Origin of the sequence: Enterobacter sp. UNJFSC 003, from assembly GCF_036903355.1 — a bacterium.
Taxonomy (GTDB): Bacteria; Pseudomonadota; Gammaproteobacteria; order Enterobacterales; family Enterobacteriaceae; genus Enterobacter.
The window spans coordinates 1-242 of sequence record NZ_JBAKHK010000320.1 but is presented as its reverse complement, the minus strand read 5'-3'; the positions used below and the strand labels follow the sequence as shown (position 1 = coordinate 242).

1 protein-coding gene is annotated in these 242 nt (G+C 65.3%); it reads left to right on the top strand.

The window, feature by feature from the left end:
* Positions 1-242 (top strand): hypothetical protein (locus tag V5P19_RS24360; protein WP_334408096.1); only part of this gene is annotated, 242 nt, incomplete at both ends.

Here is a 242-nt window from a genome sequence, read left to right as displayed (position 1 = left end):
ACGCTGAAGACAGCTGGCTGGACGGAGCAGCCGTCCGTCATAAACCAGCCGAACATGGCGGTGCTGCAATTCTCCAGGAACGGCAAATCGGTGTCGATGACCGTGATGCAGATGGGCCCCAAAGTGAACGTCAGCGCCAGCGGTGCGGCGCTCAGGATGGCCACGGCCGCGCCGGCAGCCAAGGCCGAGGAGCAGGCCAGGTTGGCCGAGCCGCTGAAACCCGACCCCGAAGCGCAATTGCC